Annotated in this window: 5 protein-coding genes; 4 read left to right on the top strand and 1 reads right to left on the bottom strand. The window is 53.4% G+C overall.

Going from position 1 to position 7,408, the window contains the following annotated elements; translation table 11 throughout:
• The 3 genes from B2R48_RS11890 to B2R48_RS11880 all read left to right on the top strand — a co-directional run.
• Window positions 1-629: N5-glutamine methyltransferase family protein (locus B2R48_RS11890; RefSeq protein WP_297000633.1), on the top strand; the 629-nt coding region annotated here is incomplete at its 5' end.
• 289 nt (window positions 630-918) lie between these two features.
• Window positions 919-1,683, top strand: coding sequence for a DUF4167 domain-containing protein (locus B2R48_RS11885; protein ID WP_297000631.1), 765 nt, complete (start codon window positions 919-921; stop codon window positions 1,681-1,683).
• Between the two features lie 279 nt (window positions 1,684-1,962).
• The gene (locus B2R48_RS11880; protein ID WP_213473970.1) at window positions 1,963-3,558 is read left to right on the top strand and encodes a type IV secretory system conjugative DNA transfer family protein; all 1,596 of its coding nucleotides are present in this window, start codon (window positions 1,963-1,965) and stop codon (window positions 3,556-3,558) included.
• 6 nt (window positions 3,559-3,564) lie between these two features.
• Here B2R48_RS11880 and B2R48_RS11875 read toward each other — a convergent pair whose 3' ends face one another.
• The gene (locus B2R48_RS11875) at window positions 3,565-4,329 is read right to left on the bottom strand and encodes an MOSC domain-containing protein (protein WP_297000628.1); all 765 of its coding nucleotides are present in this window, start codon (window positions 4,327-4,329) and stop codon (window positions 3,565-3,567) included.
• Window positions 4,330-4,713: 384 nt separating this feature from the next.
• On the opposite strand from B2R48_RS11875, the gene clpB reads away from it, so the two are divergent.
• Window positions 4,714-7,305 carry an ATP-dependent chaperone ClpB gene (gene clpB, locus B2R48_RS11870; protein WP_297000625.1) on the top strand — a complete coding sequence of 864 codons (2,592 nt, stop codon included), beginning with the start codon at window positions 4,714-4,716 and terminating at the stop codon, window positions 7,303-7,305.
• The last annotated feature ends 103 nt before the right edge of the window (window positions 7,306-7,408 follow it).

Below are 7,408 nucleotides of genomic sequence, written 5' to 3'. Positions count from 1 at the left end.
TGTCACCCGAAACGCTTGAGCCGCGACCCGACAGTGAAACACTTGTCGAATGGGCGATCGATTTTCTGGAAGATGCCGACGCGCCACGGATTGTTGATTTTGGGACGGGCACGGGGTGCCTGTTATTATCGACGGTTGGTGACTTGCCCGGAGCAACGGGGATTGGTCTTGATCTGAGCGAGGGGGCGGTGACCTGTGCGCGGGAAAATGCGCGGCTTCTCGATCTTGATGACCAAGTCGAGTTTCGTGTCTCGGACTGGGATAGCGCGCTTGACGCCAAGGATCGCGCAGAGGGGTTTGATCTTGTCATGTCAAACCCGCCCTATATTACTGCCGATGAAATGACGACACTTTCGCAAGAAGTGCAGAAATTTGATCCCCGTCTTGCCCTGACGGACGAGGGCGATGGATTGGCAGCTTATCGTGCGCTGTCGCAAGTTGCATTTGATCTGGCAAAACCGGGCGGCTTCGTCATTTTTGAAATCGGTCGCGGTCAGGAAAAGGATGTCGGGCAATTGTTGATCGAAGCCGGCTTTGTCGGGGTGGAATACCGTGAAGATCTTGGCGGTATTGTACGTTGCGTTGCGGCAAAGAAAACCCGTTGTTCGGTCGGACGTTGCATAATCTGATAAATCCGCACCTGTGATGTAAAAAAAGCATCTGCGAGTGAAAAAAACAGTTGGAATAAGCCGCCAAGCCATATAGGTTGATTTGAACGGGCCGGGTGCCCGACGCGCTTATGAAAGCGCCGTGTTCCCCTGTAAACAGTCTAGAATCTCCGTTCCTTTCAAGGTTCCCGGCAGGTTTGTACGAATGCCGTGATCGGCGCTGTTTAGCGGGAAATATGTTTTTCAGACGGAGTGGTTCCGGGGCCGATGATGCCGCCGGATTGTCCTTCAACACCAAAGTCATGTTGATATGAGAAATAACAATAAACGTCCGCGCGGACGGCAACAGTCGAATAAACGTCCAGTAAATCCAAAATTTCAGAATTTTGACAGCAATGGGCCGGACGGTCGCGTACGCGGCAATGCCCAGCAGGTTTACGAAAAGTATGTTTCACTAGCAAAGGACGCGACTGACGATCCTGTTCTAGCTGAAAACTACTACCAGCATGCTGAACACTACCACCGTATCCTTCAGGCCGCCCAGGAATGGGAAAATCAGCGCCGTGAAGAACGTGGTGAAAACAATCGGCAGCGCAACAATCGTGGCCGTGACGACCGCAACGACGGCCAGTCAAACCAGAACGACGAACAGCAGGGCGACACCAGTGAAAACGCAGAAAATGCGTCGAACAATGGTGACGACAACAACACCCCTGTAGAAGCAGACAAGAATGCTGCTGAAGCGTCGGAAGATGATGGTGGCAAGCCCAAGCGCGCCCCGCGCGCGCGACGTTCGGATGCACGTAGCACAGGTCGTGGACGTCCGCGGAAGTCCGACGAGGCGACCGCTGAGGAAAGCGCACCGGCAGAATCATCTGGTGATGACGCAGCTGCCAACACAGACGGTGCTGAATCAGGCGACGAAGGCGAAAAGAAACCGCGTCGCGCCGCAAGCAGTTCTGCGCGTACCCGTGGTCGTCATCCGACCGCACGCCGTGGTCGCAGCCGGGCTTCTGGCCGTGACGATGAAGAAGGTGCTACTTCTGACGAGGGATCCGAACCGGTTTCGGCCTGATCAGAAACGAACTTCAACATGACAAACACCCCTGCAAGCAGGCCGCTTGCAGGGGTGTTGTCGTTTTGGTTCAGAAGAATATAGCTGGTTGTTCCCCCAAAGATGCAGTGCTTTAAGAGATGTGAAACTGTATAAGCATATAATTGAATACCCCGCACAACCTTCGATTATTGTTGGTGCGGGATCGGGGACAAAATACAATTAAAACCGTGAAACCAAGATCGGCAACTTGCAGCCGGCATTCTTTCACGGTATCGGCGCATTTTCGGGGAGTGATTGATGGGGGCTGGCTTATTTCGGGTCGTCATGGTTTTGTTGTGGGCTCTTGGTGCGATGGTTGTCGCCCTTGGCCTGTTTAACGGTGATTATGAACTGGCACTCCTCGGTGCTGTATGTTTCATCATTCCCATGTTCCTGCCGCTGGTTGTCATTGTCCTCAATCGCATGAAATCGCCCGCGTCGAGGAAATCAAAGAAACCTGCCAATGCGGCCGAGGCCGCTAAAATGAAGGCCGAGGGGCAGTGGGCAAGTGTCGAAGACCTCAATGGTCGCAAGCTTCTTGAAAACAGTCCGGATTTGGTTCTTGGTCGCTGGGGTGAGAACAAGCGTTTACTTGGGGCGAGTGGCCTGAAGCGCGTTCTGACCTTTGCCACCAAGCCCGAGGAATATTATCGTGCATCCGCGGAACCAAACGCGCTTTTGCATCCCGGAAATCTGTTTGTTTATGAACGCCACGGCAGCATTTTCCGCGCGATCCATGATCGCAGAAGCAAGATGGGGCAACGGCTGATTGTCATTGACCCGCACAAGCAATCCGGCGCGGAAACAGAGCAATTCAATCCGTTCGATTTCATTCGCCAACAAGGCGAAGGCTTGATTTCCGATACGGGTTTCATTGCCGACACGCTGCTGGCGCCTGTATTTGTGCAGGAACTGGATGAACAGGAAGTTCGGATCGCCCGAACCCTGCTTCAGGGCTTTATTGTTTTCACAATCCAGAGAAGTCCCAAGGAAGACCGCAACCTTGGCGAGGTGCGTCGTAACCTGATCATGCCATCGCACCGGTTCTATAAAATTCTTGAAGAATTGATGAGCATTGAGTCCGCAGACGGCCGTATATCCGAGGTCGCGCTGAACATTCTTGATATGACCGAAGATCAGCGCATGAAGATAATCGAGGCTTGTCGGGCGGCAACCGAGGAGTTTGACAACCCACAGATCGCGCGTCTGGTGAGTAAAAGCAGCTTCACGCTTGAAGACATCACAAGCGGCCCGGTTTCGATCTTTGTTATTGGCCAGCTTGGCGGTGAAAATCCGCAAGTTCAGCCATCGTTTAGCCGTGTGATGCTGTCGGGGATCATGAACCTGATCAATCAGCGGGGATGGAAGTCCGGTGACCCGGAGTTTCTTGTTTTGCTTGACGGGATCGAACGTGTTGGCCGTATGCCGTTGTTTGAACGCCTTTTGGGCGGTGGTTATGGCGATGGCATGATCGTCTGGCCCGGTTTTTCGGGCGTGAGTGGCTTGATGGATGTCTGTCTGAACTGGGAAAACGTGGTTGGGCGCGTTGATGCCATTTCTGTTCTAAGTCAGGAAGGCGCGTTCAACCTTGACTGGGTTTCTGGTCTGACGGCGATGTCGAGATTCGAGGACACCGGCGGCGGCAAGGATACCAGCCGACCGGTGCATCTGCGCTCGCAGGATAACCAGCCAATCTTGCGATCCGCCGAAGTGGCCCGCTTCCCCAAGGAAGAACAGATCCTGTTTCGCAAGGGATGCCCACCCATTCGCGCCTATCGCATTGACTGGTATCATGACGAAATGTTCAAGGGCATAGCTGTCCATGCCCCGACATTCAATTCCAGCAACGACTAGTTATCTTTATGCGATTGAGATTTCGTCACCCGGGGTGATGGTGCCATCTTCAATCGCTTCGATGTAAACCCCCATGTAAAGGTGGTTCACGCCCTTGCGCAGCATGAGCGGCACGTTGATATCGGCAATGGCAGTATCCGGGTTGACGCTGGTTGCCTTGCAGCGGGTGATCGGATGAACAACACGGAACGACACATCATTGATCTTGATGATCTTGTCTTCGTTCCATTCAAGCTCTTTCCACGGTTCGAGCCCGTCAATCAGAAGGTTGCCGCGAAAGCGCATCGGATCGATTTCACTTTGGACAATCCGGCTGCCAAAATCGCGAATTGATGCGAGGTTGAGAAGCGATATGTATGGTTCTTTCATGTCGCCGAAATTGGTGTCGGGGACTGAATAGATTCTTGGTGTGCCGGCGATCTCGTTTTTCAGAAACGCCTTGAGGAAATCCTCGATCACAGTGCGCCCCATGGCTTCATCAAGCTTGCCCTTGCAAATCGCCCGACCATTTCGAAGAATGGTCAGCGTGCAGGTGGCGTCGTCATAATCGGTGCCGATTTCAGCCAGTTTGGGCGTGTTGACCAATTGCAGGAAATTGCTTTTGCGGGCCCATTCATGAACGCCTTCCTGGCCAACAGATGATTGGGTGGCGATCACAAAACGACGATCATCGGTAATCATGCGGTGTGCGCTTATTTTTGCCTCTTTAAGGTCAACACCGCGCATTCCCTTGACCGGGTATCTTTTGATGGCTTTGAGCTCGATCGTCATGATCTGTGTTCCTGTATGGCGCTTTGGCATGCCGAAAAACGGGACGAATGGCATGTCTATTTTGTCTGTTTGGGCGACGTTAGAACGTTGTTTTGCCAAGGGCAACCCTTGATGCGTAGCTCGGTGGTGCATACGACAACGCGTTTTACTCAGCGATCTCTGATGATATCTGGAATAATGCCAGAAAGTTGTGTTGCAGTGCACAATTAATTCTTGCAACTTTTGTAGGGGTATATGGTTGCAAACGCGCTAGACTGAGACATATCAATGTTGTCGCTGTCGAAATAATCTATAATTTGAGAATTCGGTAATGACACCAATGCCGTGGACGCTTCAAAGAAGGTCCACATTGTCTAAATACTGTTGGCTCAAGGAGTGACAGGAATGGAATTTGAAAACTTCACAGATCGGTCAAAAGGCTTTCTGCAGTCAGCGCAATCGCTTGCGTTGCGTGAAAACCATCAGCAGTTTGTCCCGATCCATCTGCTTAAGGTGCTGCTTGACGACGAAGAAGGTCTGGCAGCCAATCTGATCAAGGCATCCGGCGGTAAGCCAAAGCTTGCCCAGGAACGTTGCGCGCAGGAACTGGCAAAATTGCCAAAGGTTTCCGGCGGCAATGGCCAAATTTATCTTTCATCCGAATTTGCCCGCCTGATTGATCAGGCACAGGAAATCGCCAAGAAAGCCGGTGACAGCTTTGTCACGGCGGAACGGTTGCTTCTGACCATTGCGCTTGATCCAAAATCAACCGCAGGCAAGGTGCTTGCTGATGCGGGTGTTACCGCACAGGAGCTGAACGGTGCGATCAATGACATCCGCAAGGGCCGGACCGCCGATAGTGCGGGTGCCGAAAACCAGTACGATGCGCTGAAAAAATATGCCCGTGACCTGACCGAGGCGGCGCGTGAAGGCAAACTTGACCCGGTGATTGGCCGTGACGAGGAAATCCGTCGTGCGGTGCAGGTACTGTCACGTCGGACCAAGAACAACCCGGTTCTGATTGGTGAGCCCGGCGTCGGTAAAACCGCAATTGCCGAAGGTCTGGCACTGCGTATCGTCAAGGGTGATGTGCCCGAAACGCTTAAGGACAAGAAACTGCTGTCGCTTGACCTTGGTGCGTTGATTGCCGGTGCGAAATTCCGTGGTGAATTTGAAGAACGCCTGAAAGCGGTTCTGAGCGAGATTGAATCAGAAGCCGGTCAGGTCGTGCTGTTCATCGACGAATTGCACACCCTTGTCGGTGCTGGCAAGGCCGAAGGATCGATGGATGCATCGAACCTTTTGAAACCGGCTTTGGCCCGTGGCGAGCTGCACTGCGTTGGTGCGACAACCCTTGATGAATACCGTCAGCATATCGAAAAGGACGCAGCACTTGCCCGTCGTTTCCAGCCGGTGTTCGTCAGCGAACCGTCGGTGGCTGACACGGTTTCGATCCTGCGCGGGATCAAGGACAAATACGAACTTCATCACGGGGTCCGTATTGCCGATGCCGCGCTGGTGGCTGCAGCCACACTTTCGAACCGCTACATCACGGATCGGTTCCTGCCCGACAAGGCGATTGACTTGATGGATGAGTCATCCTCGCGCTTGCGCATGGAGCTTGACTCCAAGCCGGAAGAAATCGACGAACTGGACCGCCGGATCATTCAGCTCAAGATCGAGCGCGAAGCGCTTAAGAAAGAGCAGGATAGCGCGTCCAAGGATCGACTTGGCCGTCTGGACAAGGAACTAGCCGAGCTGGAAGGAAAATCTGCTGAGCTGACCGCGAAATGGGAAGCCCAGAAGAAGGAACTTGCAGCATCAACCCACATCAAGGAGCAACTTGATCAGGCGCGCGGTGAACTTGAACGTGCGATGCGTGATGGCAAGCTTGACCGTGCCGGACAGCTTCAATACGAAGAAATTCCGGCCCTTCAGGCACTGCTTGAAAAGGCGGAAAATGATCCGTCACGCGGCATCAAGGAAGAAGCGGTTACCGAAAAACACATCGCGTCCGTGGTGTCGCGCTGGACGGGTATTCCGGTCGACAAGATGCTTGAAGGCGAGCGTGAAAAGCTTCTGGAAATGGAAGACACGCTGCGCAAACGGGTTGTCGGCCAGGATGATGCGGTTCGATCGATCTCTAACGCGGTGCGCCGTGCCCGTGCAGGCTTGCAGGATCCAAACCGACCGATTGGTTCGTTCCTGTTCCTTGGGCCTACCGGTGTCGGTAAAACCGAGCTGACCAAAGCCCTTGCCCAGTTCCTGTTTGATGATGAACAGGCCATGGTCCGGATTGATATGTCCGAATTCATGGAAAAGCATGCGGTGGCCCGCCTGATCGGTGCGCCTCCGGGGTATGTCGGCTATGAGGAAGGCGGGTCCCTGACCGAGGCGGTTCGTCGCCGTCCGTATCAGGTTGTCCTGTTTGACGAGGTCGAAAAGGCACATCCCGATGTGTTCAACGTCCTGCTGCAGGTTCTTGATGAAGGGCGTCTGACCGATGGCCAGGGCCGTGTTGTCGATTTCCGCAATACGCTGATCATTCTGACCTCGAACCTGGGCGGGGAAATCCTTGCCAATCAGGAACCGGGGCATGATAGCGGCGAAGTACGCGCACAGGTCATGGAAATCGTTCGGGCATCGTTCCGTCCGGAATTCCTCAACCGTCTGGATGAAACCATCCTGTTCCATCGTTTGCATCGTGATCAGATGGGCAAGATCGTTGATATCCAGCTTGGCCGTCTTGAGAAGCTTCTGTTTGATCGCAAGATTGATCTCAAGCTTGATGATGCCGCCAAGGACTGGTTGGCCGAAAAAGGCTATGACCCGGTTTATGGGGCCCGTCCGCTCAAACGCGTTATCCAGCGTTATCTGCAGAACCCGCTGGCGATGCAGATCCTCGAAGGCGGGATCAAGGATGGTGACACTGTTCCGGTCTCGACTGAGGCCAGTGACCTTTTGCTCAATGGCAAAAAGGTCGAGGTTGTTGAATAACACAGCCTGATACATCACATGCAAAACCCCGGTTGGTTAACCGGGGTTTTGTCTTTTTCGGGCCATGATTGTTTTTCATGATACTGGCTTCAAATCGTCTTCA

It is taken from the genome of Thalassospira sp. UBA848, assembly GCF_002295455.1.
Classification (GTDB): Bacteria; Pseudomonadota; Alphaproteobacteria; order Rhodospirillales; family Thalassospiraceae; genus Thalassospira.
The sequence above is the reverse complement of the archived record's forward strand: the minus strand, read 5'-3'. Positions and strand labels throughout refer to the sequence as shown.

Coding starts and splice junctions, on each gene's coding strand:
- B2R48_RS11885 (WP_297000631.1), top strand. CDS start 919: ATGAGAAATAACAATAAACGTCCGCGCGGACGGCAACAGTCGAATAAA.
- B2R48_RS11880 (WP_213473970.1), top strand. CDS start 1,963: ATGGGGGCTGGCTTATTTCGGGTCGTCATGGTTTTGTTGTGGGCTCTT.
- clpB (WP_297000625.1), top strand. CDS start 4,714: ATGGAATTTGAAAACTTCACAGATCGGTCAAAAGGCTTTCTGCAGTCA.
- B2R48_RS11875 (WP_297000628.1), bottom strand. CDS start 4,329: ATGACGATCGAGCTCAAAGCCATCAAAAGATACCCGGTCAAGGGAATG.